A 2,508-nucleotide genomic window follows, 5' to 3' on the forward strand; every position below is an offset into this window, starting at 1 on the left:
ATCGATTCGCAATCGATTCGCAATCGATTCGCAATCGATTCGCTTTCGATTCTGTATCAATTCCGCATGGATTCGTTGTCCACCGTCTGCTGTCTTCTGCTAATGAAATTTAGCCAAACCGTAAATATTGACACCCATGTGTTTTGATTTTTTTTTGGAAATGTGGTTGTAAAATTGAAATTTTCTGTTATGCTTTGGTATAAGGTCAAACTTGTCTATATCGCGCTTCTATTTTAGAGTTAAGTGCTTTGATGCATTGATTCCTGAGAAACAAGCATTTTGTAGTGCCTGCTTAAAATAAAAAGTGGTATGGTCTAATTTTGATAATTAAAACAAAAAGCCCACCTAGACGGCCATCCAGGTAGGACTTTTGTTTCAATTAAAAATCTCCGGTGGCGCAACTTCTAACTGTTACCACCAAAAAACAAACAATAAAAGGACACTGTAATCCATGTCTAAGCATAACCTAACATGGGTTAGTTTGTACAACAAACTATCTCATGCCAAGAAAAATCTCTCTGCATTAGAAAGAGAGATTCAGATTCTAGCACAGTTTAATTTTTGCTTGTTCAAAAAAAATGCAGCGTTGGTAAAATCTTACAATACCTTGCTGGAAGCAACTACAGCAAAAGACCAGGCTCTGAAATACTGTGAAGAAAAAATTTCTTCCTTGAAAGATAGGTACGACGCCTTAGACACCGAAAAATGTACACTGGAGTACGAAGTAACCACTTTAACCGAAGAAAAATGTATGCTTGGTCGAGAAATTGACCGTCTGACCGACACAATTTTTGAATTACGGTCCTTAGCTACTCCTTTTTCGTGTGATGGGACTTCGGCAGAAGATTATCTAAACCCAGGGTGGTAGTTTTACTCTGTATCTGACCTAGCTTTAACAGTTTCAAGCCCTAGGCGGGGAAATACAAGTATCCCCGCCTAGAACAAGGTTTTGGAATGGATAGGAAAATTAGCCCTCTTTTGTCACTTTTAGCAAAAAATAATCAGGAACGCTTAGAGCATAAGACTTTTACCAAAAATCCTGATTTCAGCCATTCTGCTAGAAAATAAATGCTCAAATTCTCGCTATATCTACAGTTAAAAATTTGGCTCTTATTTTTATTTTCCCAGGGTGACAGAAGAGGGTTAGGGTTATCCTCGTTTAACCCTCTTCTGTCACTTTAGGCAAAAAATAATCTGGAAGGCTTATAGCATAAGACTTTTACCAAAAATCTTGATTTCAGCCATTCTGTTAGAAAATAAACGCTCAAATGCTAGCTCTATCTACAGTTAAAAATTTGGCTCTTATTTTTATTTTCCCAGAGTGACTTAAGAGGGCTAAGAGCCACATTTTAGCGGCTACCTAAGCTGTGTTGCATCTAGATTGCCTATGGTATTAGAGAGGGAGAGGGTGCGATGGGGATCGGGGGAGAGGATTTGACGATTTTTGATCGGGACTCGAAATATACAATTTAAATGCACAACAGCTTAATTGCCAAGGGCCAAAATAAGTTTATAGTTTGGTTCAGAGTTATAGATGCAGAATTTTGCCTCTCAAGAAAGTCGAATTTGCCTTAGTTAACAGTAAATTTAATAAGTAGCGGATCACAATTAGATTTACAATGATTAAGCAGCTATGCTCAAGCATAGTCAAGTTTTTTGTAGTCAACTAGATAGAGTTGAGCCAAAGTGAATCGCCCTCGCTCTCCTCAAAAAGCGAGCTTTCTTTGTTGATAAAAATAGATTAAGTCCCAGCAGCCTCCCCACAAAAAAGAGCGATCGTCATCCCCTAGAAAAACAATCGCCCATTCACCTATAATTTCAATTAACATCAAGTCCCGCCCTTAAGAAACTATGCTGTACCCACAATTCCATATATCCCCCTAGCCTCTTTTTCAGGAGGATGCCAGGGGGAGCCAAAGGCTCTGACGTTAGTTTTTCAAGTTGTGCGTACAGCGTAGCCCTTAAGAAAGGCGTGCCGGGGAATAAGCGGCCCTAATCGTCAAACAGTAGACGGGTACTACATAAGACGTTAAATTGACACGAATGCTACTCGGCGACTTCAGCTTCCGCTTCCGCTTCAGGTGCATCTGGCACATCTTGCTTGATCGTCAAATAGCGAATCACTTCTTCGCTCAGACGCATCGCGCGCTCCAGGGTAAAAATTGCAGCGCCCGGAGCTGTATAGTTCATTTGAACGTATACTCCGTCCCGGTGCTTGCCGATTTCGTAAGCCAAACGGCGCTTGCCGCGGTGCTGAGTTTCTATGTTTTCAGCACCTTGATCGCGCAAAATAGTTTGATATTTAGCGATCGCCTGGTCTGTCATTTCCTCACCCAAATCAGGGCGCAGAATGTACATAGTTTCGTAAATAAACGGTTTCATGGCAATAATCCCCTTATGGACAACAAGGCTTCTCACGAAGCAAGGACTTATTAAGTAGTTAAGCAAAATTAATTACATAATTATCTCCAAATTCTTTAAGAATTCTTTCGACAGATGAAACAAGAG

The 2,508-nt window shown here is 40.2% G+C and carries 2 protein-coding genes; one reads left to right on the forward strand and one right to left on the reverse strand.

What is annotated here, in order from left to right; genetic code table 11:
- The first annotated feature begins 481 nt into the window (after positions 1–481).
- Complete coding sequence (locus tag QUA04_RS28135; RefSeq protein ID WP_333263646.1) at positions 482–868, forward strand: hypothetical protein; 387 nt, start codon at positions 482–484, stop codon at positions 866–868.
- A gap of 1,178 nt (positions 869–2,046) precedes the next feature.
- On the opposite strand, the gene rpsF is transcribed toward QUA04_RS28135, so the two are convergent.
- Positions 2,047–2,382 carry a 30S ribosomal protein S6 gene (rpsF, locus tag QUA04_RS28140; RefSeq protein ID WP_015176119.1) on the reverse strand — a complete coding sequence of 112 codons (336 nt, stop codon included), beginning with the start codon at positions 2,380–2,382 and terminating at the stop codon, positions 2,047–2,049.
- Between the last annotated feature and the right edge of the window lie 126 nt (positions 2,383–2,508).

The sequence above is a fragment of the Microcoleus sp. S13_C5 genome, assembly GCF_036700845.1.
GTDB lineage: Bacteria > Cyanobacteriota > Cyanobacteriia > Cyanobacteriales > Microcoleaceae > Microcoleus.